Origin of the sequence: Nocardia sp. NPDC052112, from assembly GCF_040680135.1 — a bacterium.
Taxonomy (GTDB): domain Bacteria; phylum Actinomycetota; class Actinomycetes; order Mycobacteriales; family Mycobacteriaceae; genus Nocardia.
On sequence record NZ_JBFAWD010000005.1, the window covers coordinates 191,065 to 217,076 of the forward strand.

22 protein-coding genes and 1 pseudogene are annotated in these 26,012 nt (G+C 66.1%); 12 read left to right on the plus strand and 11 right to left on the minus strand.

What is annotated here, in order from left to right:
- The first annotated feature begins 1 nt into the window (after position 1).
- The 5 genes from AB0L58_RS11805 to AB0L58_RS11825 all read left to right on the plus strand — a co-directional run bounded on the left by AB0L58_RS11805 (position 2) and on the right by AB0L58_RS11825 (position 5,225).
- On the plus strand, positions 2–988 hold the full coding sequence (locus AB0L58_RS11805; RefSeq protein WP_364385132.1) for an alpha/beta hydrolase: 987 nt from the start codon (positions 2–4) through the stop codon (positions 986–988).
- 1 nt (position 989) lies between these two features.
- On the plus strand, positions 990–1,895 hold the full coding sequence (locus AB0L58_RS11810; RefSeq protein ID WP_364385135.1) for an SDR family NAD(P)-dependent oxidoreductase: 906 nt from the start codon (positions 990–992) through the stop codon (positions 1,893–1,895).
- Positions 1,896–1,897: 2 nt separating this feature from the next.
- Entirely contained in the window at positions 1,898–2,824 is a 927-nt protein-coding gene (locus tag AB0L58_RS11815; protein ID WP_364385138.1) for a ferritin-like domain-containing protein, read from the plus strand.
- Between the two features lie 14 nt (positions 2,825–2,838).
- Complete coding sequence (locus AB0L58_RS11820; protein ID WP_364385141.1) at positions 2,839–4,353, plus strand: NAD(P)/FAD-dependent oxidoreductase; 1,515 nt, start codon at positions 2,839–2,841, stop codon at positions 4,351–4,353.
- A gap of 101 nt (positions 4,354–4,454) precedes the next feature.
- Positions 4,455–5,225, plus strand: a complete 771-nt coding sequence (locus tag AB0L58_RS11825; protein WP_364385144.1) for a MerR family transcriptional regulator — start codon at positions 4,455–4,457, stop codon at positions 5,223–5,225.
- 350 nt (positions 5,226–5,575) lie between these two features.
- On the opposite strand, the gene AB0L58_RS11830 is transcribed toward AB0L58_RS11825, so the two are convergent.
- A complete protein-coding gene (locus tag AB0L58_RS11830; RefSeq protein WP_364385147.1) occupies positions 5,576–8,314 on the minus strand; it encodes an AAA family ATPase in 2,739 nt (912 codons plus the stop codon).
- Positions 8,315–8,392: 78 nt separating this feature from the next.
- The gene (locus tag AB0L58_RS11835; RefSeq protein ID WP_364385150.1) at positions 8,393–8,677 is read right to left on the minus strand and encodes a hypothetical protein; all 285 of its coding nucleotides are present in this window, start codon (positions 8,675–8,677) and stop codon (positions 8,393–8,395) included.
- Positions 8,678–8,825: 148 nt separating this feature from the next.
- On the opposite strand from AB0L58_RS11835, the gene AB0L58_RS11840 reads away from it, so the two are divergent.
- Positions 8,826–8,999, plus strand: a complete 174-nt coding sequence (locus AB0L58_RS11840) for a hypothetical protein (protein ID WP_364385152.1) — start codon at positions 8,826–8,828, stop codon at positions 8,997–8,999.
- A 76-nt stretch (positions 9,000–9,075) separates the two neighbouring features.
- Positions 9,076–9,543 carry a hypothetical protein gene (locus tag AB0L58_RS11845; RefSeq protein WP_364385155.1) on the plus strand — a complete coding sequence of 156 codons (468 nt, stop codon included), beginning with the start codon at positions 9,076–9,078 and terminating at the stop codon, positions 9,541–9,543.
- Positions 9,544–9,564: 21 nt separating this feature from the next.
- On the opposite strand, the gene AB0L58_RS11850 is transcribed toward AB0L58_RS11845, so the two are convergent.
- Genes AB0L58_RS11850 through AB0L58_RS11885 form a run of 8 tightly spaced genes read right to left on the minus strand, consistent with a single transcriptional unit; the run spans position 9,565 to position 20,588 of the window.
- Positions 9,565–10,503 (minus strand): hypothetical protein, encoded by a 939-nt coding sequence (locus AB0L58_RS11850; RefSeq protein ID WP_364385158.1) that lies wholly within the window; start codon positions 10,501–10,503, stop codon positions 9,565–9,567.
- Complete coding sequence (locus AB0L58_RS11855) at positions 10,500–11,132, minus strand: nitroreductase family protein (RefSeq protein ID WP_364385161.1); 633 nt, start codon at positions 11,130–11,132, stop codon at positions 10,500–10,502. Before AB0L58_RS11855 ends, AB0L58_RS11850 begins: the two co-directional genes overlap by 4 nt.
- Positions 11,132–12,118, minus strand: a complete 987-nt coding sequence (locus AB0L58_RS11860; RefSeq protein ID WP_364385164.1) for a ScbA/BarX family gamma-butyrolactone biosynthesis protein — start codon at positions 12,116–12,118, stop codon at positions 11,132–11,134. The genes AB0L58_RS11855 and AB0L58_RS11860 overlap by 1 nt, the downstream gene beginning before the upstream one ends.
- Complete coding sequence (locus AB0L58_RS11865; RefSeq protein WP_364385167.1) at positions 12,115–13,047, minus strand: nucleoside-diphosphate kinase; 933 nt, start codon at positions 13,045–13,047, stop codon at positions 12,115–12,117. The genes AB0L58_RS11860 and AB0L58_RS11865 overlap by 4 nt, the downstream gene beginning before the upstream one ends.
- Complete coding sequence (locus AB0L58_RS11870) at positions 13,044–14,135, minus strand: SDR family oxidoreductase (protein ID WP_364385170.1); 1,092 nt, start codon at positions 14,133–14,135, stop codon at positions 13,044–13,046. The genes AB0L58_RS11865 and AB0L58_RS11870 overlap by 4 nt, the downstream gene beginning before the upstream one ends.
- Positions 14,132–14,470, minus strand: coding sequence for an acyl carrier protein (locus AB0L58_RS11875; RefSeq protein ID WP_364385173.1), 339 nt, complete (start codon positions 14,468–14,470; stop codon positions 14,132–14,134). The genes AB0L58_RS11870 and AB0L58_RS11875 overlap by 4 nt, the downstream gene beginning before the upstream one ends.
- Positions 14,467–17,868, minus strand: coding sequence for an AMP-binding protein (locus AB0L58_RS11880; protein ID WP_364385176.1), 3,402 nt, complete (start codon positions 17,866–17,868; stop codon positions 14,467–14,469). Before AB0L58_RS11880 ends, AB0L58_RS11875 begins: the two co-directional genes overlap by 4 nt.
- Complete coding sequence (locus AB0L58_RS11885) at positions 17,865–20,588, minus strand: phosphoenolpyruvate synthase (protein ID WP_364385179.1); 2,724 nt, start codon at positions 20,586–20,588, stop codon at positions 17,865–17,867. Before AB0L58_RS11885 ends, AB0L58_RS11880 begins: the two co-directional genes overlap by 4 nt.
- 250 nt (positions 20,589–20,838) lie before the next feature.
- Between AB0L58_RS11885 and AB0L58_RS11890 the strand changes: the two genes are divergently transcribed.
- From AB0L58_RS11890 to AB0L58_RS11910, 5 genes and pseudogenes are all read left to right on the plus strand, one after another.
- On the plus strand, positions 20,839–21,552 hold the full coding sequence (locus AB0L58_RS11890; protein ID WP_364385182.1) for an ESX secretion-associated protein EspG: 714 nt from the start codon (positions 20,839–20,841) through the stop codon (positions 21,550–21,552).
- Between the two features lie 85 nt (positions 21,553–21,637).
- The gene (locus tag AB0L58_RS11895) at positions 21,638–22,012 is read left to right on the plus strand and encodes a hypothetical protein (protein ID WP_364385185.1); all 375 of its coding nucleotides are present in this window, start codon (positions 21,638–21,640) and stop codon (positions 22,010–22,012) included.
- 213 nt (positions 22,013–22,225) lie between these two features.
- Positions 22,226–23,701 carry a hypothetical protein gene (locus AB0L58_RS11900; protein WP_364385188.1) on the plus strand — a complete coding sequence of 492 codons (1,476 nt, stop codon included), beginning with the start codon at positions 22,226–22,228 and terminating at the stop codon, positions 23,699–23,701.
- Between the two features lie 75 nt (positions 23,702–23,776).
- Positions 23,777–24,025 (plus strand): type II toxin-antitoxin system VapB family antitoxin, encoded by a 249-nt coding sequence (locus tag AB0L58_RS11905; protein WP_364385191.1) that lies wholly within the window; start codon positions 23,777–23,779, stop codon positions 24,023–24,025.
- A pseudogene (locus AB0L58_RS11910) lies at positions 24,025–24,408 on the plus strand (type II toxin-antitoxin system VapC family toxin); the annotation flags it as partial. The gene AB0L58_RS11905 and the pseudogene AB0L58_RS11910, both read left to right, overlap by 1 nt.
- Positions 24,409–24,466: 58 nt before the next feature.
- Here the strand turns inward: AB0L58_RS11910 and proB are convergent.
- Positions 24,467–25,567, minus strand: a complete 1,101-nt coding sequence (gene proB, locus AB0L58_RS11915; protein WP_364385645.1) for a glutamate 5-kinase — start codon at positions 25,565–25,567, stop codon at positions 24,467–24,469.
- Positions 25,568–26,012 lie beyond the last annotated feature (445 nt).

The following is a 26,012-nucleotide window of genomic DNA, read 5'->3' on the forward strand; positions in this document are numbered from 1 at the left end:
CATGACAAGGTCAACGAGGACCTCGGTCCCCGGCGTTCCGACGGTGCCGTCGGCACGGTCCAGACTCGCTGCCGCGGCATGCGAGATCGGACTGCGGCCGCTGAACAATGCGGTACCCATGAACGCACCGGGAGTGTGGTTCGCGCGCAAACTGATCGCGACGATCATGGCCACGGCGGGTCCGACACCGCGCGGCATATCCGTCGTCCAGGTCCGGTCCGGAGCCGTCCGCGGCGAGTGGGTCCGCGCACCCGGCGTGGCTTTCGGACCACGTGCCATCTACTACATCCACGGCAGCGGCTACGTCCTCTGCTCGGCCCGCACCCATCGCGGCTTGGCCGCACAGCTGTCCGAGAAGACCGGACTGCCGGTCTTCCTCACCGACTACCGGCTCGCGCCGGAGCATCGGTTTCCGGCCGCCGCCGATGATGTCGAGGCCGGATACCGCTGGCTGCTCGACCGCGGATTCGCCGCGCAAGACCTGGTGATCGCCTGCGATTCGGCGGGCGGGCATCTGACACTGGATCTGCTGATCGAGAACGAACGGCACGCTCGGCCGCAACCGGCCGCCGTCGCGATGTTCTCCCCGCTGATCGATCTCACCTTCGGTTTGGCCGCCGAACAGGAACGGCGGCAACGCGATCCGGTGATCTCCGCCCGCGCCGCCAGCCGACTGCCCCATACCTACACTCGCGACCTGCCCGCCGACACGCCACGCCTGCGACTGCGCATTCCGCCGGGTATGGCCGTACCGCCGCTGCTGATCCAGGCGGGCGGTGCCGAAATGCTCTGCGCCGATGCCCGACACCTGCACGCGATGGTGCGCGACGCGGGCGGCGACTGCGCACTCGAGATCTGGCCCGGCCAGGTGCACGTCTTCCAGGCGCTGCCGCTGCTGGTGCCGGAGGCGGACAAGGCATTGGATCGGGCCGCCGAATTCCTGTGTACCGCACTGCTTTCCCAGACCGTCGCGAAGAAGGTGAGTTGAGATGTTGGGCTTGGAGAGACTTATTCCGATCGGGATCCGGCCGCGCCGCAGCCACGGCGCCCGCGCGGTGGTGACCGGTGCGGGCAGCGGCATCGGCCGTGCTTTCGCACTCGAAATCGCCGCCCGTGGTGGGCAGGTGATCTGCGCCGATATCGATGAATCCCGCGCCGATGCGACCGTGGCCATGATCGAGCGCGACCATCCCGGTGCCGCGCATGCGTTCCGCTGCGATGTTTCACGACGCGAAGAGGTGGAAGCCCTTGCGCGCTTTGCCGAATCGCTGTTCGAACGCCCGGTCACGCTGGTGGTCAACAATGCCGGCGTCGGCATCGGCGGAAAGCGGGTCGGCGAAATCGGTTTCGACGACTGGCAGTGGGCACTCGGCATCAACCTGTGGGGTGTGGTGCACGGATGTGAGACCTTCGCACCGCGACTGCGCGCCGCTCGCCGCGGCGGGATCATCAATGTCGCCTCGGCGGCCGCCTTCGCCGCCGCACCATCGATGGCGGTCTACAACGCGTCCAAGGCCGCCGTGCTGTCGCTCTCGGAGACCATGGCCGCCGAGATGAGCGGCACCGGCGTCGCGGTCACCGTGCTGTGCCCGACCTTCGTCAAGACGAATGTGGCTCGCGACGGCCGCATCACCCCGCAATCGGCCCGATTGGCCGACACCCTCATGCGCCTGACCGGCTTCTCCCCCGACAGCGTCGCGCGCACCACCCTCGACGCCCACGACCGCGGCCAACTGTATGTGCTGCCGCAACTGGACGCGCACCTCATCTGGCGGCTCAAGCGCTATTTCCCCACCCAGTACACCTATGTCCTCGGACTCCTGGATCGGCTACTGCCACAGGAGAACTCGACCACCTCGGACCGGTCCTCGGTCTCCGACAAAACGGGAGTCTGATCATGGCGAACGTTATGGACTTCGACGATATGCTCCGCAAGATCAAGGATCGGCAATGGGCGCTGGCCGATATCGACTGGGATGCGCCCGGCGCGGAAACGATTTCGCCCGAGCTGCACACCAAGCTCAAGCCGTTCATGGCCGATCTGATGTGGATCGAGAATGTCGGCGCGCGCGGATTCGCCGCGATGGCGAAGAAGGCGCCGACCGAGACGCTGCGTGAGATCTATCGCTATTTCCACGCGGAAGAGCAGAAGCACGCCAATGCCGAACTCGCGCTGATGCGGCGCTGGGGCATGCTCGACGGCGACGAGATTCCGCAGCCGAATGTGAATGTCAAGCTCGTCATCGACTTCCTGGACCAGTACTCCGACGATATGTCGCTGTCCTTCCTCGGCACGGTGATTCCGATGCTGGAGGTCGCCCTCGACGGTGCGCTGATCAAATTCATCATGGACGAGATCGAGGATCCGATCTGCCAAGAGGCCTTCAAGAAGATCAATGCCGACGAATCCCGGCATCTGGCGGTGGATTTCGCGGTGATGGATCTGCTCGGCCACGCCCAGATGCGCAAGCTGCTCATCGACCTGGTCGGCGGGTGGGCCAAGCCGTCGTTCATCATCGGCGTGCTGAGCTATGTGCCGCTGCTGAACAAGATGCGCGACAACATCGTCGAGATGGGCGTCGACGAGGAGAAGCTGTACGCGGCGCTGAAACGCTACGCGAATGTCGGTGAGCGCAGTGAATTCGCACGCAGGCTGCCGATGTATCAGATCGTGAAGATGCACGGCGGCTGGGTGATCAACCGCGGCCACCCCTATCACCTGCTGGCCGACACATTGGTCAAGATCACCGCCCGGGTACCGAAGCGACTGCTGCGCCCGGAGCCGACGTGGTCCAAGGAACTCACCTATAAGCCTGCGGCATGAAGGATCGGATGGATATGGCATCGCGCAGTGGGCACTCCTTGGATGTCGCCATTATCGGCGGCGGATTCGCCGGCATCGGTGCCGCGATTCGCCTGAAACAGAAGGGAATCGGCGATTTCGCGATCTTCGAACGCGGCACCGCGATCGGCGGGACCTGGCGCGACAACACCTATCCGGGTGCGGCGTGCGATATCCCGTCGCGGCTGTACTCCTACAGTTTCGCGCCGAACCCGAATTGGTCGCAGACCTACTCCGGCAGCCGGGAAATCCTCGGCTATATCGAGTCGATGGCCGCGAAGTTCGGACTGCACAAGCACTTCCGCTTCGGCCACAACGTCACCGGAATCGCGTTCGACGAGGACTCCGGGGTCTGGAACATCACTGTCGAAGACCGCGCGGAGGCCGTCCGCGCCCGAACGGTGGTGCTGGCCTCCGGACCGCTGGCCAATGCGAGTCTGCCCGATATTCCCGGCATCGAGGACTATCGGGGACACAAGATCCACAGTGCCCGTTGGGATCACGATTACGACTTCACCGGTAAGAAGGTCGCCGTCATCGGTACCGGAGCCAGTGCGGTGCAGATCATTCCGGAGCTGGTGCAGCGGGCAGCCTCGGTCAAGGTATTCCAGCGGACACCGGGCTGGGTACTGCCCAGGGTCAATCGGCGCACCACCCCGCTGACCAAGGAACTCTACCGGCGGGTTCCGGCGGCCGAATCCCTCTCGCGCCTGGCCTGGTTCTACGGACACGAATCCGTCGCGCTCGGTGTGGTCTGGAATACCCCGCTCACCAGGGTCGTCGAATTGGTCGGACGGGCCCAGCTGCACAGGCAGGTCAAGGATCCATGGCTGCGCCGCCAACTCACCCCGGATTTCCGAGCCGGATGCAAGCGCCTGCTGATGACCGACGATTATTACCCGGCGCTGCAGCGCGCGAATTGCAAGTTGATCACCTGGCCGATCGCCCGCATCGCCGAACACGGCATCCGTACCGCGGAAGGTATTGAGCACCAAGCCGATTGCATCGTCTTCGCCACCGGATTCGACGTCTCCAAGACCGGTACGCCCGTCCCGGTCGTCGGCCGGAACGGGCGGGTGCTCGCCGAGCAGTGGCGCCACGGCGCCTATGCCTACAAGAGCATCGCGGTATCCGGGTACCCGAATCTGTTCTTCACCTTCGGGCCGAATTCGGGACCGGGGCACAATTCGGCGCTGGTGTACATGGAGGCCCAGATCGACTATCTGGTGAGCGCGATCGGCACCATCCTGGACCGGAATCTGCGCATGCTCGATGTGCGCCAGGACCGACAGGACCGCTACAACGCGGCGATCCAGCGGCGGCTCGGCAGCACCACCTGGAATTCCGGCTGCCGCAGTTGGTATCTCACCGAGGACGGATTCAACGCGACCATGTACCCGGGTTTCGCCACCCAGTATGTGAGCCAGCTGCGGTCGGTGCACCTCGATGACTATCACGTCGTCCCCGCGGGCACACACCTGACGAAGCCGCGGATTGCGGCGGTTTCCTAGGTGATGGGCACAGGTGGCCGGGACGCTAGACTCGGTCGGTTCGAAGACCGAGTTCCGGCCGCCGATGCAGCGTGCCCGAGTCGCTATGGGAGGTGATATCGATGCCGGAGTACCGGATCGATGATCTCGCCCGCGCCGCGGGCACCACGACCCGGAATGTGCGCGCCTACCAGGAACGCGGCCTGCTACCGCCCCCGGTCGGCAAGGACGGGCGCGCCAGCATCTACGACGATTCGCATCTGGAGCGACTGCGACTCATCGACGCGCTCCTGCAGCGCGGCTTCACCACCGCCCATATCGCCGATTTCATTACCAGCTGGGAGACCGGCAAGGACCTGACCGAAGTGCTCGGCCTGCAGCATGCGGTGACCGCCCCGTGGGCGAAGGACGAGACCTTCGAGGTGCCGCGCGAACTGATCGGGACCATCCTCGGCACCGATACCGACGAACTCGTCGACCGGCTCGCGGAGATGAAGCTGGTGCGGATCGAGGGCGATACCGTCGCCTTCACCGATACCGCACTGCTCACCTCATTCGCCGAATTGCACGAATACGGCCTGGAACTGCGCACGCTCATCGAGATCTATGCCAAGGTCGCCGACCATATCGATGACATCACCCACATCATGATCACGGCCGCCAAACAGCACATCGTCGACGAACACGGGCCCGGCTGGCTGCCGGAGACCAGCAGCGAAATCGCCGACACCACAACGATGCTCAACAAGATGCGCGAACTGGCCGTCGCCTCGGTGCACGCCACCCTGGCCCGGTCGCTCGATGTCACGCTGCGGCGCGAGTTGGGCGATTACCTCGCCACCGCCGCGGAGCGCGAACGCGGGCGTACCGGTTCAGTGCCCGACGCGCCTTGACCGCCAGCGAAATTCGCTGGTGTGCGCGTCGGTTTCGGGGGTTCACGCCGCCGATTGTCCGGACTCGGGCCGACCTAGCGTTTCGGCCCGGCAGGCACGGTGCTCCGGGCAAAGATAGGCAAATCCGGGCCGGATGAATGCCGGGTCCAGTCGCTGCGCGAACGTCAAGTTTTCGCGACGCCAGCAATCGCCGCATACCACTGTGTTCATGTGGCACCTCATTCCGCTCACGGGACGTGTCACCAGGGATTCCCAATTTCTGGGGAGCTCAACGCTCTGTGAGCCCATGGCAACACAACCGTTACCTCGGACCGACACCTACCCGTACTCGCAGGCCCAGCGGTGACCCGTCAATGATTCGGATTCCGGCTCACCCAGGCCGCGATCTGGCTGCGGTTGGCAAATCCCAGCTTGGTCAGGATGTGCTGGACGTGGTTCTGTGCGGTGCGCTCGGATAACACCAGTGCGGTGGCGATTTCGCGGTTGCTTCTACCGGCGGCGACAAGGGCCGCAACTTCTCGTTCCCGTGGTGAGAGCGTCGCACGGTTCAGCGGAGTCGCGGCGAGGGCACGCAGGCGCTCCACCCAGGGGCGCATGCCGTAGGACTGCGCCAACGGCAGTGCGGATTTGGCGATGGCCACGCCGTCCTCGGTGGCACCGCGCCGGATCATGAGATCGGCCAATTCACAATCGGCTTCGACGGCGAAGCAGCGGGCGCCGATTTCGCGACAGATCTTGCGCGCAACGCCGAGATCCTGTTCGGCAGCGGACAAATCGCCGAGTGCGGCGGCGAATTTGCCGAGCCACAGGGTTACCGGGCCGAGGTAGTGTCCGTTACCGCCGCCACCGACCACATGTCCGTCGCGATACGGAGCGAGACGCTGCGCGAAGTAGCGGATGTCCGCATCCAGGCCGAGAGCCAGCGCGACGGCTCCCCCGACGACCAGCGCGTTGAGCACGAAGTACGGCGGGATCACCCATTCTTCGGGCGGACCGAGCCCGCGATACAGCGGTTCGGCCGCTGCGGTTCGACCGTCTTCGACCAGCGGTAATGCCGTGCCCAGCCGGGCGAAGATCTCATTGCGCACTTCGCTGCGCATGGACAACGGCGGTAATTCGAAGCTGATATCGAGGTGGCCGCGGTGATGACCGATGGTGGCCACCAGCGCCCGATATGCGCCGTAACCCGCCGGATGGCCGATCGATTCGGCCAGTTCACGCGCCTGCCCGCCGAGCCGCAATGCCTCGTCCAGATCACCGTGGCCCTGCGCCGAGGCCGCCTCGGCCACCAGCAGATGCCAGCGCGCCATCGGACCGCCGGTATGCCGCACACACCAGCGCAGCCGCGACAACTCGCTGCCGATTGCCGCGAGCTCACCTCGCTCCCAATGGGAGTCGATGGCCCACAGCCTGCCCCACAGCTCGATCGATGGGCTGCGCAGGGTCAAACCCGCATCTGTCATACGCACGGCCAATTCGGCACGTTCTGTGCGGTGTTCCGGGGCGGCGCAGGCGAGTTGACGGGCACGCAAGGCGGCGACCACCGCTTCCGGATCGCCGCACGTGTCGGCGAGTTCCAGTGCGGCCCGGCTCGTCTCGTCGACGCTGTCGAGCAAACCCAGGTAGACCGAGGCTTCCGTCGCCCGCGCGAGCAGCCGCGTGCGCAGCAGATCCGGCAGGTCGTCGAATTCCAGTGCGTTCATACACCATTCACGAATGTCACGGTCCCAGACACGATCGCCGACCGGCTCGAGCACCAGTGCGCACTCCGCGATCAGGGTGGTGGCGCCGATGCGGCGGCCGATGGTCAGCGCGGCAACACAATCCGCGCGTGCCGCACCCATATCGCCTGCCCGCAGACTCGCCGTCGCCCGCGCCAGCAGCAATCCGCCGCGATCGGCGGCGGACGATCCGGCGGCATGGTCGAGTGCCAGACCGTACAGCCGCACGGCCTCCTCGAACCCCAACTCCCGCAAAGCCGCATCGCCCGCGCGGCGCGCCCAGTGCACGGCAGGACCATGTTCGCCGGTCACCGCCGCACCTGCCCAATGTCGGGCCAGTGCCGCCGAATAGCGCTCCAGCGCATCGGGATACAGTTCCTCGATGGCTTGTGCCGCCCTGGTGTGCAGCAGCACACGCTGCTGCAGCGACAGGCTTTCCTGCAGTGCGGTCCGCACCAGGCCATGGACGAATCGCACCACACCAGGCTCCGCACCGCCCACCAGCAATCCAGCCCCGACGGCCTCGTCCACCGCGGCCAGACACTCCAGTGCCTGCCTGCCGATCAACCTCGACGCCACCGCGATCGAAAACTCCTCACCCAGAATCGAGGAGGCCCGCAGCAGTTCCTGTGTCCGCGACGAGAGCGGCACCAGCCGCCCGCGGACCACCTCCCGCAGGGTGTCCGGTAGCCGGAGCATACCGGTCCGTTGTAGGGATCGCCCGAGTTCTCGCAGGTAGAAAGGATTGCCGCCGGTCATCGTGTGCGCGTCGAAGGCGATCTGGCCCGGCACGACCCGCCCGGCTTCGGTCTGCAAGCACAGTGCCGAACTCTCCGGCGAAAGTCCGGTCAGGCCGAGCGTCCTGGTCACCGGCTCCCGCAGCAGATCCGGTTTGATCGCCCGCCAGCCGGTCGCGGCATCGGATACCGCGTTACGTTCGGTGGCGCACACCAGGATTCGCTTACCGCGCAGATTTCGGATCAGATGCAGTAGCGCCTGTAACGATGGTTCGTCGGCCCAGTGGATGTCATCGATGACCATCAGGGCCGCGGCGCCGTCGAGGCGATCGGCGAAACTTTCGAACAGCGCGATGCGCTCGATCGCCGGGCCGTCCACGGCCGGTAGATCGGTGAGGGCCTGCCGCCACAACCAGAACGGCGGTGCGTCAGGCAGTTCCAGCGCCCTGGTCCAGAGTGTGCGCACACCCCGCGCCTGCGCTCGCTCGGCTAGTTCGGATACCAAACGGGTCTTGCCGATACCCGCCTCGCCGGAACACACGACCAACTGCGGATCCCCATTCACCGCAGCGTCGAGCCAGCGGAGCAGATCGGCAAGTTCGTCTCCCCGCCCGATGAGCTCGGTCGACACGCGCCACCTCCGAGACGTTGACATTACCCGCACGGTGGCACACATGAGTCGGCATCGCTTCCAGGTATGCGCCGCTGATCACACCTGTCCGTCGGTGATCACTTCGCCTTCGAAGGCGTGCACGCTCGCATCCGGACCCGGACGCACCCCGGCGCGTTCGAATGCCGGAAACAACCGTTCGGCCGCGTATCGGTCGGCCGCGGCCGCCGACTCCCAGACATCGACGATGTGCAATGCGCCGTCGGACACCCCGACGATATGCAGCAATTGCCCCGCGATCGGCGCACGCCCGAGTTCCGCGGTGACCGCCCGGTACTCCGGCAAACCCACTCCGGGTGTGCGCGTGATGTTGATGTACGCCATGGTTCTCCTACCACCAGCCACCGCCGGTTGCGGTGGGTGCAGCGAGACTACGAACGAACGGGCCGGTCCGGCGTCCGCCGAACTACTCATTCCAACTACTCATCCGCGCAGGTAGGCTCGTAACCAGCAGGATTTGGAGGTTCCGGTCATGGCGTCGGAGAGTATCGAGGGCAAGGGCTCGGACCCGCGCGCCCGGTGGCGGCACCTGCCGGAGGAACCGGACCACCATGTCGAGGAAACCCAAGTCCAGCCGACATATTCGTCGTACACGCTGCCCGCCGTCGATCCGACCCAGGACTTCATCCGGCTCTACGGCGGGTAGGACTTTCAGATCTTGCGCTGGCGCGAAACTGTATCGACACTGGATCGGTCGAAGTTTCGCGAGTGCAGGAGCCGGTATGGCCGTCACAGCTGTTCGTCGTATTTCTTCCGGGGTCGCGGCGCTGGCCGCAGTCGTTGCGTTGGGAGGCGGGTTCCTACTGGCATCCGGGCCCGCCGTCGGCGCGCCCGGGGATGTCACCACCACGGTGACGCTATCCGGATCGGCGGCCACCGGATGCACCGCGCAGGTGAAGGCAACGGTGGCCGGGAGTTCCGCGCTGGGGCTCGGGAATTATATTCCGCCGGTGGAGTTCTGGGATGACGCCACATTCCTCGGCAGTGTCACACCGACGGTGAACAAGGCAACACCGTCGAACGGCGTCTCGTTGACCGCCCAAGTCGATTGGAAGCCCGCCACCACCGGCAATCACACGGTGCGGGCGAAGTATGTGGGCGGCAATTACACGCCGGAGTCGGAGGGCTCGGTTGTGGTGCGCGTCGGGGCAGGCGTCGATCTCGGATCGGCGTGTTTGCCGATCGGCTGAAACCGGCGGCGGGTATGGGGCTTAGGTCAGGGTGATCGCCTGCACGATCAGCACTGTGTACAACGTCAGGATGAACAGGACGGCCGGGAGTACCGGATAGTCCGGCTTGCCGCCGCGCACGAACTTCACCACGCCCCAGCTGGGAAGCAGTAAGAGCGCCGACGGAATCCAGGCCACCACCGCCTGCGCTGCCGAGTACGTCCATGGCTGGACGAGCGCGATATCGGTGGCGACGGCGATGGCGGCGCATACCAGCCCGAAGGCCGTGCTGCCGGTCGCGCCGAGCGCATTGGAGTAGAAGTGCTCTTCGGTGCGTGGCGTGCGAGATGTCTTGCGCGCGAACTCGAATTGCAGGAACGCGCCCGCGAATATCACGGCGACGGCCGTGGTATTCCCCGTGGCGCGGACCTCGCCGGTGTCGGCGGCGGACAGGACAACATAGGCGGTGACCAGGAGCTGAACCGGATAGGTGACCGCCAGATTCGCCATGATGTCGGCGCGGATGGTCGCCGACAGCCGCTCGAGCCCCCACAGCGCCAGGCCGTAGGCGAGGACGGCGGCGATCATCACCGCGGAGATGACCGAGAGCGTCAGGCTGGCGGCGATCGTCCCGATAGCAATGACCGTCATGGCGGCACGGAGTTCGGCAGCCGAGATCGCGCCGGTGACCAAGGGACGGTCCGGATTGTGCACGCGGTCGTAGTCGAGGTCCTTCTGTTCGTCGACCATGCGCAAATACAGCAGGACGAACGCGACGACGACGATACGCAGCACCGTGGACCCGGTCGGATGCCAGGACGAATCCGGTTGTGACACAAGGGCCGCGGTGCCCTCCAAGGCGAGCACCCAGAGCACGCCGTACAGGACGTAGTGCGGTTTGTACATGACCGCGGTGAAGCGCCCGATGCGGACGACAGAGTCGAGCAGGCCGACGGACGACGTCCCGGCGACCCCGCTCATGCCTCGGTCCACCGATCCCACATGGTCACCTCCGCGGCGGGCGTGCGCCGCGGGCCCGGCCCCCGCGTACCGGGCAGCAGATGCGCGACCGGCAGCATCGCGACCTGGCTGACCTGCTCGAACGGAATCCCGAGCAGATCGGCGATATCACGCTCGAAGGCCAGATGTGCGGTGGTCATGGTGGAGCCGAGCCCGCGTTCGTGCAGCGCGAGCATGAAGTTCCAGACCGCCGGATAGATCGAGCCGTAGAAACTGGCCAGCAGCAGCGGGGACGCGTTCACGGGTGGGCGACCGAGGGAGCACACGATGACCAGCGCGGGCACCTCGTGCAGATGTGCCGCGAGGTGCTGCCCGGAGGCCAGATCGCCGAGCTGGTCCGGACGGGGTGTGCGCGCGGAAAGGTAAGCGGCGAAACCCTTTCGGTAGTATTCGGCGATCTGGTGTCTGGTCGCCGGATCCTCCACGACCAGGAAGCGCCACGGTTGCCGGTTGGTGCCACTCGGCGCGTGCACCGCGATATCCAGGCAGTCCAGCAGGTCCTGGCGCGCGACCGGACGGGTCAGGTCGAGGCGGCGGCGGAAGGCGCGGGTGGTGGTCAGCAGGTCGGTGCCCGAGAAATCCGCGCCCATCAGACTCCTTCGCCATCGGCCTCGGAAACCAGTGCGTCCTCGGCGAATTCGAGGTCGACCCTGGCGGCCACCGCGTCGGCCTGATGGATCTCGCAATGGATCACCGTGGTGCCCGCCCCTTGGTCGGTGATCTCCGCGACGCATTCCACCGGCAGGTCCAGCTCGACGAATCGGTCGAAAGTACTTGCCACACATTCCACTTGCGGCAGATCGCGCACGACCATCGACAATGCGGTCTGACGGCAGGCTTCGATGAGCAGGCTGCCGGGGACATGGTCGAGCTGATGGTCGAACAGGAAGGGATGGCCGAGGTCGGGTACCAGCCCGGCCCGTGCGGTCGCGCCGTCACGGACCGGCGGGCCGATAACCACATTGCGCCAGTTCTCCCGGCCGACCGCGGCGGGTGTGGCGCGTTCGGTGAGTGCGGATGCGCCACGGAACGGGCCGAGTCCCAGGCTGTCCCGAAATCCGCTGCGCAGCGCCGACCATTGCCGCGCGGTCACCCAGGAGAAGGATCCGTCGACCGTCAGCATCGCAACGCCGTCGGATTCGATCTCGAGCACCATATCCAGGCCCTGCAGCACACCACCGCGCTGATGACGCCGCGGCACCCGCACATGCATCACCAGATCGGCGGGTGCGGTGCGCACCTCCCAGGCGGCGGTGTCGGATCCGGTGCCGTTGAAAGTGCGTACCACGAAGGCCATTTCGGGCGGCACGCCATAGAATTTGTGCGTCAATGCGATGGCGGCCTGCCGGGCCGCCTCCATGACCACCAGCGGATCATGACGCACCGCGAGCGATCCGGCGTGATCGCCGTAATACGCATGCATTCTGGGTAGTTGGGCCCCGGCGACGAAGGTGTGCTCGCCCACGGCGTCCAACGAGGTAACGAACACCTCCGAGACCGCGCACCGGTGTGCGAGTTCCCGGGAGATCGTGCGGGTATGGCTCGCCAGCTGTACGGCGGCCGCTTCTGTGGTCACGTTCGACCCTCCAACCATTCTTCGGCGGATACCGGCCGCAACGTCTGCGACACGGTGCCGGTCCGCATGGGAAGTACATAGGATCCGAGTACGATCGCCGACCACGGATCGAGCTCTCGGCCATCGGCCCAGGCCAGATACAGCAACTGCGCACAGTCCGCATCCGAGGCCGGATCGAAGTCGAGCGGGGTAGACCTACCGCCCCGTGCCGAATCGCGCAGCACCCGGTCGAGCGCGTCCGCCCGATCGAAACTGCGCGCGGGTGTGCGCGCATAGAGTTCCTCGGCGATCGCGATCGCGTCCGCCGCACGGTCAGCGCCCGCGCAGGCCTGTGCGATCACCGCTGCCCGGCGCCATTCGTCCAGGTAGATCGCCAGCTCCCGCAGCACGTCGGCGGGATCGTCGGGCGAATGCACCAGGTTCAGCAGATAGTTGTGGCGGCCGAGCAGATACCGCAGCTCACCGGGGCGGCGCTTGCGCGGATCGGTGGCCCCCTTCGCCTCGGTGAGCCGCACCGGTACCGGCAGTTCACCATCGGATCCGTGCACGACGAGTACGAGCACATCCGAGATGGCGACCAGCAGATCGGCCAGGCGGCGGCGTTCGGGGGAGGCGATATTCCAGGCGAAGTACCACAATGCGCGAGCCACATGCCGGTCCACCGGGACACGAAACGCACTGACAACCCGAAAGTCGTTCTCGGCCAGCCAATTCAGCGTCGGCTCGACAGAACGCGCGACGATCGCGTCCGGCTTGAGCAGCAACAGTGAATGCTCCCTGGCGAATTCAGCGGCATCGACACCGAGTCGGTCGAGTTGGTCCACCGATTCCTGGACGTAGGTGTCGGCGATATAGGCGTCGACCTTCTGTGGCGATGGCGTCAGTGCACCGAGGAGTTCCCGCAGCGACGCGGCCGCATGCGCGCTCATGGGGCGGCTCCGTCGAAGTCGTTGCCGGCCAGGATGTCCGCTATCGAGGGCAGCGGCATACCGAGGTACCCCGATTCCAGGCAGTAGTCCAGCAGTACCCGCAGATATTCCTTGCCGCTGGCCGGGGACGGTTTGCCGAGCAGCACGTCGGCGTGGGTGGTATCGAATACCAGTCGCCGCCGGAAATAGCTGGTATATAGCGAACCGATGCGGCGGTAGTACTCCCGCTCGATCGGCTCGAGATCGTCCTCGGTGAAGGTCGCCTCGGGTACGAAGGTCGCAACCTCGAAGGAAGGATATTCGGCGAGCACATCGGAAACCTCGCGCAGCGACAGGGTGTCCCGACCGAGCGCGTGCAGCGTGCGATGCTGTGCCGAGTCGAAATCCAGTACGGCCGCGGCGATGACATCGGCGACATGGTCGACCGGCGCGAGCGAGAGCGTCGCGTCGTAGCGGCCGGGTAGCGCGCGCAACTTGCCCTCGACCATGAGTTTCACGACGGTGTAGAGATTCTTGTACTCCCGGATCGTGCCGGTATCGCTGGCTCCGGTCACGATGCCGGGGCGCACTATCGCCCACGACAGGCCCTGCTCCCCCGCCGCGCGCACCAACTTCTCTGCGCGAAACTTACTGTCCTCGTAGCCATTTCCGAAGACCTGACCGGCGTCGAGTTCATCCTCGGTGACGGTGCCGCCTCGCATACCGCAGACATATGCCGTGCTGACGTGTACCAACGGCACTTCCCACCGGTGCGCGAGCGCAATGGCATTCGCGGTGCCGACGACATTGAGTTCCTCGTAGTCGGCGGCCGATGCGTCGAATGCCGTTGTCGCCGCGCAGTGCACGATGATGCCGACCCGTTCGGCCAGATCCTCGGCATCGCGTTCGGAGAGGCCGAATCCGGGTGCGCGCACGTCACCCGCGACGGCGGCGCCCGGCTCGATCAGGGTGCCGTCATTGCGCACGATGGTCGAATTGCGATGCAACACAGCGGCAACCGGTCGGCCCGCAGCAGCGAGCCGCGCCACGACCTCGGCGCCGACCAATCCGGCCGCACCGGTCACGAGCACGGTATCGCCGGAGCTCACAGTGGCACCTCACCGGATTTGTCGGCCGCCGCCAAAGTGCCCGAGACCAGCGCGATCACCGCATCGACCCGACGCACACCGACCAGTTCCTCGGGCAGGTAGCGCGGCAGTGCGAACGCACGCTCCAGGACGACGGTGAGTTCCATCAGACGCAGTGAATCGAAGCCGAGATCCTCCACGAGTCGGTGCGCATCGGACAATGCGGCGGGCGGTTGCGGGGCCATGGCCAACACGATCCGGCGCACCTTGTCGGCAGTCGCGGTGTCGGCCACCGCGGGCCCACCGGTCGCCCGGCCGCCGCCCCTCGACGAATCGCCGCGCGATGCTGCCGTCATGACTCTCCTTCCGACAGATGCGGTTGCTGCCCACCGGAGGTCAGCAGATCGCGTGCCTCGTCCAGGGGCAGGTCGGTGTTCAGGTACCCGGCGATGCGCAGCCAGTCGTAACCGATCGCCAGCGTGCGTCGCCACTGCTCACGCGAATCGAAGGAGGCCGGGAATCCCGTTGTCGCCTCCGCCCCCGCCGCGACCCACCGGACCAGCGTGACGAAATCGTCCAGCACCGCGAGGCCTGCGAGGGTATCACCGCCCCTACCGATCATCTCCGAGAAGCGGACCCGCCGTGCCGATTCCAGCTGCGTCAGCAGCTCATCACGACGCAGGGCGTGATCCGGCAACCGCCGCCGCAGGGTCTGCGCGGGCGCGACGTCGGCGGGCAGTGGGTGAACGCCGAACGCGGACAACAGGACACGAACCGCCATGGCGATGAGTCGGTGTGCGGCGATATCGGCGACCGCGCCCTGGGAGTTCTTGACCGCACCCGCCAGATCCTCCCTGGCGTTCTCCAGGACGACATTCGACCACACCAGATTCAGTGCGCATTCGGTGAATCTGGTTGCGGGCAGCGGCGACAATGTCGCGATCACATCGTCGCGAGTGGCACCGGTCAGGCCGAGAGCGGGCGCGGCCGCGTAGGGTACCGGGGTGTACGGCTTGACCGGCTTGCACATGGCCAGCGCAGGCTCGATGAGTCCACCACCGCGCCACTGCAAGCCGACCAGACCGAGCCCGAGGAACTCGAACAGATCCGCGGCGATGTCATGTTCGGCGCGGCCGAGGACATCGCGCAACGAATGCCGGAACACCACCGAACGCCAGGATCGGGCCGCACTATCGGACAGTGCGAACACGTCGCGGTCATCCCGGATCACGTGGATGCGCCCGCCGATCGTCCAGGTGGTGACACCTGGTCGGCGGGCGAACAGGATCTGGTGCGGATCATCGGCGATCTCGGGGACACCGAGCGCGGCCGCGAGTTCCTGTACCTGTTTCCACGCGAGCGGTTCGGTCGATTCGGCGAGATCGCGAAAGCGATCGATGAGCGGGTCGGTTCCGATGCGGTCGAGTTGGCGCGGCAGCCACTTGGTTTCCAGATAGCTCTCACCCTTGCGGGCGGCCCACCCCTTCATTGCCTGGAGCAGCCCGTCGCGGGCCCAGTCGGCCGCCTCGGCGTCGGCGTGCAGGGACCGCAGCGCGACCGCGTATCGCAGCGCCTGCGTCGCGCGCCCGCCCCACCAGTCGGCCACCAGCGCTGTGAACCGCGAATGCGGCAGCAGTGCACGCAATTCCACGACATCCGGCTCCCCGGCCCGGACCACGCTCGCGCGCAGGAATCGCTGACACCGATTGAGCAGATCCTCGTCGATCTCGTGCGAACCACTCGCCGCCAGCTCCAGCTGATTGCGCAGCTGTGCCTCGGACCGCGTCCGCACCTCCACGCGCCGACCATCGATGAACAACACTGTCGGCAGCGTCGGCAACTCCTCGTCGCCGGGTGCGACAACCAGGAAATCGACGTCGGACCCGGCATTGCCGAAGCCCTCGGCCAGCGAACCCTCGAACAGCGTGGTCGAATCTCGTGGTACCGCAACACTTTCCAATGCACGGTCGAGCAACTGTCGCACCCGCTCGGCGGGCAGCGCGGGCTCGGGCACGGCATCGTCGATCGCCGGGCGGGCCGGCCGCGGATCCGCTTCGGTGCTGCCATCGGCCGCGTGCATTACGGCGCCCGTCAACGCACCGTCCGTGAACAGCTGCCACATATGCCGACGCCGCGGTTTACCGCTGGAGGTGCGGCGGATGATGCCGCGCGGGCCGGTCACAATGGTCACCGTCTGCGCGGGCCCGAGTTCACCGCGAATGATCCGGCGCGCCTCGGCAATCCACTCGCCCGGCTTCGATTCGGCGAACAGTGCGATGCCCTGGGCGCCGGCCTCGGTGATCGCGACGGCGGCGAGTTTGCCCTTGGTGATTCCGGTCTCCTGGGCTACCCGGGATTCGATGTCCTCCATGAACACCGACCGACCACGCACCTTCAGGCTCGAACCCATCCGGCCGAGTACGAAAACCTCACCGTTGTGCAGGAATCCGGCATCGCCGGTGAACAGCACCTTTTCGACGATCCGGGTGGAGGAACCGGTGGTGGGTTCGCCGGAGTAACCCAGCGCGACCGAATCCCCCACGACGATCATCTCGCCGAGGGTGCCGTCCGGCAGTTCCCGACCATCTTCGTCCACCACTCGCACAGTCGACTCGGGCGTCGAGTAGCCCAGTCCGGTGATCCATCCGGAGCCCTCGACGCGGTGGGTGTCGTCGAGCAATTCCTCGGCCAGGATCGTAATCGGTTGGCCGAAGCGCAGATTCGGATTGTCCAGCCGCAGCGTGGTGACGGGCCGGTTGCGCGCGGAAGAGGTGACCATCAGCGTGGCCTCGGCCAGACCATAGGCGAGGGTGTACGCGGCGGTCGAAAAACCCTGTCGGCCGGCAAGATTCGCGAAAGACTGGAGATCGGCCACCTCGACCGGCTCGGAACCGACGGCCAATGTGCGCCAACCGGACAGATCCAGATCCGCGATCTCCTCCGGCGTGACCCGATGCGCCACATATCCGAGCGCGAACGACGGCGACGGCGTGTGCTGTGCGTGCGACATGGCGCGCAGCCAGCGCACCGGATCGCGGACGAACTGGTCCGGACGCATCAGATACAGCTCGCCCTGATTGGTCACGGTGGTGAGGAATGCGCCGACCAGACCCATATCGTGATAGAGCGGCAGCCAGGAGACCATGGTTTCGCCGTGCCGCCAGTCGATCAACGTCGAGATCATCGCGATGTTGTTGGCCAGGTTGTGCCAGCTGACCCGCACTCCGCGCGGCGTTCCGGTGGACCCGGAGGTGAATTGCAGCAGCGCGCATTCATCGGGCTCGCCGAATTCGCGCTCCGCAGGCGCGGGACCGAGATTCGCGGCATCGATCACCAGCGGCTCATCGGTGCGGCCCGCTGCCTGCGCCGCTTGGCGCACCAACTGCTCGAACTCGATCGAAGTCACCACCAGTCGCGGCCGAGCCTGTTCCAGAATGGCCGCGATATGCGCGATTATCTGGTCGAGGTCACCGAACATCGGCGGCGCCACCGGGGTGAAGACCCCACCGCAGGCCCACACCGCATAAAAAGCCGCGGCACAAGGGAATCCGGTCGGCATGATCACACAGGCGCCAGCGCCGCTGCCCATACCGTGTTCGCGCATGCGCGCCGCGATCGACCAGGTCAGCTCCGCGAGCTCGTGATAACTGCGGTACTCCCAGCCGTCGGCCTCGTCGGCGAAGTGGATTCCGGCGTCGCGCGCCGGATCGGCCAGCCAATTTCGTACTGCGGCAACGTCTTTACCAGGCTTCATCCCGCCGAATCTCCTCCCGAAAGCACAGTAACCGTACCGTTCGTGCCATCGACCCGTATTCCCATACCGGAACGAATTTGCTTGGTCAGGTCCTTGACTTGAACCACCGTCGGTACTCCCAGCTCCCGTGCCACGATCGCGACATGGGTGAGAGGACTGCCGCGCTCGATCACCAACGCCGACGCCGAGGGCAGTGCGGCCACCCAACCGGGATCGGTGCGGTATGCCACCAGAATGCCGCCTGCCACGTCGCGTGGCTCGTCGACGACCACCGCGGCCCCCTCGACGATTCCGGACGCCGACGGCGTGCCGGGCAGTACGGTGCCGACGGTCGCGGCCGGGGTGTCGGTGACCGGCACCCAGCCCTGACGCGCGAGTTCCGCGCGCCCGAATGCGGGTCCGGAGGTGACGAAGCGGGCCGGGGCGACCAACTCGGCGTCCCTGGCGCGCTGGGCTTTCCGTGCGGCGACCAGATCACGCAGGCCGTCCGTATCAGCGCCCTCGTAGCAGCCGCGCAACTCCTGGACGGTCAGCGCGAAGACATCGCCGAATTCGTCGATGACGCCGCGCGCGAGCAGATCTCGGCCCATCACCCGAATCATCCGCTTGACCATGCCGAAGGCCCTGGTGCGGCAGAACCGCAGCCGCTCCCGATGTGCGGCGCACCGATTCACCTTGCCGCGCAGGCGTTCATAGATCCGCCGCCGGAAGCCGCGCAAATTGGCGTCGAGGTACTCGTCGGCCTCGGCACCACGGCTGTGCTGTGCCGCCTCACCGACGCGGCCGATCGCGCTGCGCAGCATGATGAACAGGCTCGCGGGATCCTCACGCAGATCGGGGGTTTCCAACTTCAGCTCGTCCAGGCTGCGGTAGCCGTAGCGATCGATGTAATCCTGGATCCGGCCGCGGAATTCGGTGCGGTCGCCCACGGCATCATAGATCTGTTCCGCCGCGGTCGAATTGATCAACGACACCAGTTCGGGATCTTCGCGAACGAACCGCGCCAGCTCGGTCATGGCGCGCGCCGGTTCGGCGGATTCGACATCCGCACCGGGGCCGACGACGGCATACAGGAACCACTCCGGCGCCTTCGGCAGCAGCAGTTTGGTCAGCAGATACATCAGACCGGTGCAGGTCAACAGGATTGCGTCCAGAACCATCAGCGGACCCCAGCGCTCGACCAGATCCCGGTCCACCTTGCGATAGGCCGCATAGGCCTGTTCGCCGGTCAGCGTCGAGTAGTCGAGCGCATCGTATTCGTCGTAGACACGGTAGAAGTCGGTCATGAAGCGCTGGACCATATCGTCGATACCGAACAGCCGCCGCACATAGGTCACCGTGGTGATCACGCGCGACCGCAGCCGCGCCCACGGTGTTCGGAAGGTGAACGGACGCAAGGTTTTCGCGATCTCATCGGGCAGCGGCTCGTCGACGCCGAGCGCGGCTTCCAGCACTTTCCGGTTCAACGGATAGCCGGGGGCGATGCCAACCATCCGGTACCAGTGCAGCAGGTTGTAGTAGACCCTGCCGTGAAAGTAGCCGAGCAGCACCGGAGTCCAGCCATCGGTCTGGCGCAGTTGCTCGTCGGGCACCCGCAGCGATTTCGCATAACCGTGATACACGCGGCCGTAGATGTCTGCTGCGGTCGTGTAGGTCAGTGGGGAGGTGATACCGCTGAAACTCTCGATGATGTTGGAGTTGTCCCAGATTCGCTCGTCGCCGTCGGCGAGCACCTCACCGGCACCCCGCAGCACCGCGCCGCGCGCGGCGCCGTCGGAGACCGCCGTGGTGATCGGCCGTGACTGGAGGAACCAGAGGCCGTCGGCATCGATGGCCCACTCGATGTCCTGTGGCGCACCGAAATCGGCCTCCAGCTTGCGCCCCCACTCCACCAACTCCGCCAGTTCGGCATCGGCGAGCACAGCGCTCTCGCGGCGCTGCTGGTCGACCTCGAGCACCGCACAGCCCTGCTCCCCCGCGGGTGCATAACTGCGATCCTTGTCCCCCACAGTCGTTTCCAGCACCGCGCCGGAGGATTTGTCGACCACGGCCGAATCGGCGTCCACCGCACCCGAGACCAGCCCCTCGCCGAGCCCGTACACCGCGCTGACGACCAATTCGTCCGCGGCGCCGCTGATCGGGTTCGCGGTGAACATCACCCCGCTGGCTTGTGCGGCGATAAGGCGTTGCAGGACAACGGCTATGGCATCGGCGCGCGGCTGGCCGTGCGCGAAGGCATAGCGGATGGACCGTTCCGAGAACGCCGAGGCCCAGCAGTCGCGCACGCGCGCGGCGACCGCATCGACGCCGTTGACATTGAGGAAGGAGTCGAATTGGCCCGCATAGGACTGGCCGGGACCGTCTTCGACGGCCGCCGAAGATCGAACCGCGATCGCACCCGTGCCAACGCGACCGTACGCATCGGCGATCAGCTCGAGAATCGCCTGTGGCAGTGGCGCATCGACGATCGCGGCACGTAGTTCCGCACCGGCGGCCAGCGCCGAATCCAAGTCGTCCAATGATGTGACATCCAACACAATAGCCGCCAAATCGGCGTCCGCGGTGGTCTCGATAAGGAACCGGTTGAAGACGTCGGTGCCGAGCACCGCCCAGTCCGGGACGCGGAAGCCACCATTGTGCAAGGTGTACAAACCACGTGCTTTACCCCCGGCCAGTGCGGCGAATGTCGCCGAGTCGGTCCACGGTCCGAGTACCTGCAAAGCTTCTCTCCCATCACCCCGACCACCACGCCCGAGCAGGCGCTCCGGCACAACGAGGCGGAGCAAAACGGAAGGGGTTGTTTGGATATATCCGAGTTTTGCCTTCGACGTTAGCCCGCAATCCTGTGGTACTGCTTGCCGAAGACTTGGTTCGAACGCCTCGAGGCACCAGTAAGCTGACCCTTTCGAGCGACCTGCAAACAGTCGCCAGCGGCGCCACGGCGTTCGTGGTTGTAAGGAGTGATTCGGCGTGGGTTGGACCTTCACCCCGGACGAGTTCGCCCATATCTGGCGCGAGACCGAAGTGGACCGTCACCCGTATCCGCTGCGCATTCTCGAGACACCACGAACCGAGACCGAAGCCGATAAATTGCGCGTTCAACTGGACGAACGATTACCACCACGCAGCGATCCGGACCTATCGGCGTGCCTGCGGATCCTGGCCGCACCACAGACCAGGATCGTGGCGATCGGCGGCGGACACGGTCCCGGCACCGAGATTCGACTACTGGCCTGTGCGATCTACGACCGCGCCGTCCTCGCCGTGCAGGAACCCGGCTCCCGACCGGATTTCGGTGGGCGCGTACGACTTTCGATCGGGCTCAGCACCAAGCTCGGCGCTCGGATCGCAGCGTTGTTGCCCGCGGTTCCGGCCGGGCACGAACCGGCTCGGGCGGCATCGGCCGATGCGATCCGCGACAGCGAGACGGTGGTCGTAGCGCAGCGGGCGGTGCCCTCGATCCGGCGGCTGCTGCTGAAGCCGCATACCGCCGAGGGGCATATCCGGATCGAGGGGCGCCTGGACCACCCGTCACGCCAGCCGCCGATCCACTACACCTGGATAGATGTCAAGGGCGACGGGCGCTATCTGATCAAGGCGGGCGATACCGTGCACATCGTCCCCGCCTCGGCCGAGCAGCTCGCGACGCAACTGCAGAAACGTATTCCAGCGCAGGCCCGATAGTCATAACCGACCGGAACTATTTCATGCGGAGGCGTGCCCAACGGTTAGTCTGAGGCGGACCGACCGATCCCCGGGGGTGTGGTGCATGACGATCGAGAGCAGCCGAGCCGATATCGCCCGCTTCAAACAGGAGGCACAGGCGGGCACCATCAAGTTCGATCCGGATGCGGCGCGACGTTGCGCCGAAATGTACGACAACCAGGCCGACCGGCTCATCTATCTACGCCAGCGCCTCGAATCGGCGGGTGATTCGGCTGGCTTCGGCGGATTCGTCTCCGCACAGCAGTTGCAGGCCGGCTTCGCACACAAGGCCCGCGACGCCGCAACCCTGCTCGACCACTACATCGAAGCCGCCTACCGCATGAAGGAGGCGTTCCTGATCAGCGGCGGGCTATTCGAAGAGGCCGACGCCGCGAATGCCGCGGCGCTGCGGGCAATCGAAACGCGGGTGCCGCGATGAGGGCAGGATCGCATGGTGCTTGCGCACTGGGCGGCTGTCCGGTGCCCGGTGGGCGCGGGCGAATCAGGATCGGGACGACTCGGCCGAGCGTCAGCGAGGCGCAGCCATGAGTACAGCATCGCGAACCGATTCAATGGGTGATGGTCGAGTGCGCGGTGGGCGAACTCTGTGTGCTGTGGCGATGACCGAGTCGAGTGTCAGCGAGGGGCAGCCATGACAGCATCGCGCGGCGATTCCGTGGGGGGCGGTGGTCGGGCGACGGGTGGGCCCGGTAATGATCCCGATTACATCAGCTCGATGGAGCATTTCGAGTCGATGAAGCATGAGGAGATCTACGCCAAGACCCAGCAGATCGATGCCGCGCAGATCCTCAACGCATCGGTCACGTGGCTGGAAGTCGCAGGGACGCTGGCCAGTTCGTTTCCGCTGACCCGCGCCGGCTCGGATCGGGTAATGAATTCGATGGCCTGGGAGGGTACCGCCGCCGAGGCCGCATATGCGAGCGCACGCAGCTACGCCGACTCCGTCGACGAACTCGCCGCGATCATGGGACAGGTCGGCACCCGCCTCGGCGCGGTGGCCGCAGCGGCGGAAGCGGTGAAGATCGCGGTGGTGCCACCGGGCAATTCGGGCCCGATCGGCACCATCGCCCGACTGCTCGAAGCCGCCGATGTGATCAATGCGCAAATGGCGGACGAGGCGCTGCGCCAAGAAGCGGTGCTCGCGATGAACATGATCTACAAACCCGCATACCAAATGGCAGGCACCGCCGTCCCCGCCCTCCCCGCACCACCCGCACTACCCGGCACACCGGGCGTGACACCGTCGGTACCTCAGCCGTCTACCGAGCCCAACGATCAGGCCTCCGGACCAACAGCACCATCGGCTCCGCCCGGCGCACAAATTCCCGAACCGACACCGCCGACACCGGAATCACAAGCACCACAACCAACCCCCGACTCGACCACACCCGCACCAGCCCCATCAACACCGGAACCTCAGGCATCACAGCCGACCCCGACGCCAACCACGCCACAGCCCACCCCGGACCCACAGCAAACACCGCCCACACCGGAGTCCCAGACGCCACAGCCCGCGCCAGCGCCGAACCTCGGGCCGAATCCAGCACCCTCCACACCGGAATCCCAAGCACCACAACCAACCCCGGACACAACGACGCCAGCACCCCCTAGTCCGGCCCCCGCAACACCGGATTCCCAGGCACCGCAACCATCACCAACCCCAGGCACACCGGATTCCCAGGCACCACAGCCCATCCCGGCTCCGCCCCCTCAGCCTGCCCCCGACGCGCAGCCCTCCCCCGCGCCCGTCACGCCGGAACCGTCAGCGCCGCAACCGAGCCCAGGCCCGCCGACTCCGGAATCCCAGGCGCCACAGCCCGCTCCGGCCCCACCGCCGCAGCCAGCCCCGACACCGGACCCACCAACCCAGCAAGCTCCCCCTCCGGCTCCGCCGTCAACCCAGGCGCCGCAACCACCAGCGCCCTCCACCCAACAGGCGCCCGCGCCCCCGGCCCCCGGCCCGTCGGGACCAACCTCTCCCCTCCCCGACCCCGGCGGCCAGCCCGGCATCACCGGCCCCATCCCCGACCAGACCAACCCCTCCCAACCCCCGCCGACCTCCAACCAACCCGGCGTCATCCCGACCCCGGACGGCAGTCAGCGATGAGCGACTCCCAACTCAACACACAAGTCGACTTGATGTCTAGATTCCTCCTATTCGTACAGAATCAAGAGATGGCTCTTGAGCATCAAGCATCCGGACGCCGATCGACTGGCGCGGGAGCTAGCGGCACAAACCGGCGAGACCTCGACGGAGGCAGTCGTCATCGCATTGCGCGAACGGCTCGCGCGCGAAACCGGCCGTGCTCGTTCTATACCGCTCCGCGACGAACTCGCGGCCATTCGGCGCCGATGTGCGGCCCTGCCGGTGATCGATAAGCGCAGTCCGGACGAAATCATCGGCTACGACGAGCACGGCCTGCCCACCTGATGGTTATCGACACCTCCGCAGTCGTTACCGTGTTGAACAACGAACCCGAAGCGGACCGTTTCGAAGCAGCGATCGAATCAGATCCCGTCCGGTTGATGTCCACAGCAACGTATCTGGAGATCTCCATCGTCATCGAGGCACGATTCGGCGAAGCCGGTGGACGTGAATTCGACCTATGGCTCCATCGGGCCGCGGTCGATCTCGTTGCGGTACATCCGGAACATGCGCATCTGGCACGACTGGCCTGGCGAAAGTTCAGCAAGGGTCGACATCCGGCCGCCCTGAATTATGGCGACTGCTTCTCCTACGCGCTCTCGAAGGTAAGTGGCGAACCTCTGCTCTTCAAAGGCAACGACTTTCCACGCACCGACATCGCCGGGGTCCAACTGCCAGCGGACGATAGCCGAGACCAATCGTCCGCGGAAAGTTCAACAGCGGGCTCTACACCTTGACCAGGTCGTCGGCGTGGATTACCGGGCGTTGCATGGTGTCCGGAAGTTCGGTGGTGGAGCGGCCGAGCATGCCGGAGAGTTCGGTGCTGTCGTATTCGACTACGCCGCGGGCGACTATGCGGTTGTCGGGTGCGATGAGGTCGACCACGTCGCCGCCGTGAAAACGACCGCGAACGCCGGTGATGCCTGCGGCGAGCAGGGAGCGACGGCGGTGCGCGACGGCTTGGACGGCACCCTCATCGATGAGGATGGCGCCGCGACTGTCGGCGGCGTGGCGCACCCAGAATTTGCGGGCTGAGAGGCGGACCGGGCGGGCGGCGAAGGCGGTGCCGACGGTGCCGGCGCCGAGCGCGATATCGGCCTCGGTGGCGGCGGCCAGCAGAACGGGGACGCCCGCATCGGCGGCGAGCCGGGCCGCGGAGAGTTTGGAGGCCATGCCACCGGTGCCGAGTGCGCCACCGCTGCCCGCGATGACGCCGTCGAGGTCGGCACTGCTGCGGACCTCGGGGATGAAGTTGGCGGCGCCCTTGCGCGGATCGCCGTCGTAGAGGCCCTCGACATCGGAGAGCAGCACCAGCGCATCCGCGCCGACCAGATGCGCGACCAATGCGGCAAGCCGGTCGTTATCGCCGAATCGAATCTCTTCCGTTGCGACGGTGTCGTTTTCGTTCACCACGGCGACCGCACCGAGCGAGCGCAACCGATCCAAGGTGCGCTGCGCATTGCGATGGTGTTCGCGCCGGGAGAAGTCGTCGGCGCTCAGCAGCACCTGGCCGACCGTGCGCCCGTACCGCCCGAACGAGGTGCCCCACGCATGCGCCAAGGCCAACTGGCCGACGCTCGCCGCCGCCTGTTTGGTGGCCAGATCCCTTGGGCGACTTGTCAATCCGAGCGGCGCGATACCGGCGCCGATCGCACCGGAGGACACCACGACCACATCGGATCCGGCCCGCATCCGCGCCTCCACCGCATCGGCGAGCCGATCCAACCGCGCCGTATCCAGCCCACCCTTAAGGCTGGTCAGCGCCGAAGACCCGATCTTCACTACCACGCTGCGCGCCGAAGCAATCGCCGTCCTGGCCGCACTCAACCCGGACTGCGACATCACCTCGGCCATCCCCGAACTCATCTGCATCGGAATCGAACTCCCTGCACCACAACAGAATCAACCAATTCGATCTCCCGCACCGCCGTGGTCGCACCGGCAGATCCAACCGACTCTGCCGCACCGGCCGACCGCAAAGCACCAGCCACCACGTCCGAGTCAGCGGCTGCCGCACAAGTCAACCTCACCGAGTCAACTGCCGCCGTACCGACCGACCTCACCGGACCAGCCACCGCCGCACCAACCAACCCCTTTGAGTCAGCGGCCGCCGAACCAACAGACCGCACCAGGCGCGCTGCCTCCGGACCAACCGCCCGTACTGCCTGCACCGATTCGATCGAACTCGTCGTGCCTTCCACCCCAATCGAACCCGCCGAAAACAACACCGCACCGCGCCCGACACCGAATTCGGCCACTCGCCGGATGGGTG

Coding starts and splice junctions, on each gene's coding strand:
- AB0L58_RS11865 (WP_364385167.1), bottom strand. CDS start 13,047: ATGAGCGCGCATGCGGCCGCGTCGCTGCGGGAACTCCTCGGTGCACTG.
- AB0L58_RS11845 (WP_364385155.1), top strand. CDS start 9,076: ATGGCCGTCACAGCTGTTCGTCGTATTTCTTCCGGGGTCGCGGCGCTG.
- AB0L58_RS11875 (WP_364385173.1), bottom strand. CDS start 14,470: ATGACGGCAGCATCGCGCGGCGATTCGTCGAGGGGCGGCGGCCGGGCG.
- AB0L58_RS11815 (WP_364385138.1), top strand. CDS start 1,898: ATGGCGAACGTTATGGACTTCGACGATATGCTCCGCAAGATCAAGGAT.
- AB0L58_RS11820 (WP_364385141.1), top strand. CDS start 2,839: ATGGCATCGCGCAGTGGGCACTCCTTGGATGTCGCCATTATCGGCGGC.
- AB0L58_RS11880 (WP_364385176.1), bottom strand. CDS start 17,868: ATGAAGCCTGGTAAAGACGTTGCCGCAGTACGAAATTGGCTGGCCGAT.
- AB0L58_RS11900 (WP_364385188.1), top strand. CDS start 22,226: ATGACAGCATCGCGCGGCGATTCCGTGGGGGGCGGTGGTCGGGCGACG.
- AB0L58_RS11825 (WP_364385144.1), top strand. CDS start 4,455: ATGCCGGAGTACCGGATCGATGATCTCGCCCGCGCCGCGGGCACCACG.
- AB0L58_RS11835 (WP_364385150.1), bottom strand. CDS start 8,677: ATGGCGTACATCAACATCACGCGCACACCCGGAGTGGGTTTGCCGGAG.
- AB0L58_RS11840 (WP_364385152.1), top strand. CDS start 8,826: ATGGCGTCGGAGAGTATCGAGGGCAAGGGCTCGGACCCGCGCGCCCGG.
- AB0L58_RS11855 (WP_364385161.1), bottom strand. CDS start 11,132: ATGGGCGCGGATTTCTCGGGCACCGACCTGCTGACCACCACCCGCGCC.
- AB0L58_RS11810 (WP_364385135.1), top strand. CDS start 990: ATGTTGGGCTTGGAGAGACTTATTCCGATCGGGATCCGGCCGCGCCGC.
- AB0L58_RS11895 (WP_364385185.1), top strand. CDS start 21,638: ATGACGATCGAGAGCAGCCGAGCCGATATCGCCCGCTTCAAACAGGAG.
- AB0L58_RS11850 (WP_364385158.1), bottom strand. CDS start 10,503: ATGAGCGGGGTCGCCGGGACGTCGTCCGTCGGCCTGCTCGACTCTGTC.
- AB0L58_RS11805 (WP_364385132.1), top strand. CDS start 2: ATGACAAGGTCAACGAGGACCTCGGTCCCCGGCGTTCCGACGGTGCCG.